Source organism: Chryseobacterium sp. SIMBA_029 (genome assembly GCF_046535275.1).
Classification (GTDB): Bacteria; Bacteroidota; Bacteroidia; order Flavobacteriales; family Weeksellaceae; genus Chryseobacterium.
Window position 1 is genome coordinate 1 of the sequence record NZ_JAWRXA010000586.1, and the last position, 254, is coordinate 254.

At 37.4% G+C, this 254-nt stretch carries 1 protein-coding gene; it reads left to right on the top strand.

The features are described 5' to 3' along the window. Positions 1-254, top strand: a 254-nt coding sequence (locus SB679_RS25330) for a helix-hairpin-helix domain-containing protein (RefSeq protein ID WP_410705098.1), incomplete at both ends; no start/stop codon positions are given.

Sequence of the window (254 nt, forward strand, 5' to 3'; positions counted from 1 at the left end):
CACTCTAAGTCTTGATGAGATTGCTTCGGCTATCCTTTCCGGTAACGGCACATTGATTCAGAAAGCCAAGGGAATTGGGGCGAAAACAGCAGAAAGAATTATTGTAGATCTTAAAGATAAAGTACAGAAATTCAGTGGTCCGGTAGATAATATTTCATTGTTGGTAGATAATAAAGTTAAGGAAGAATCGTTATCTGCATTAGAAGTTTTAGGAATTCCTAAACGTACGAGCGAAAAGATGGCGGATAAGATTT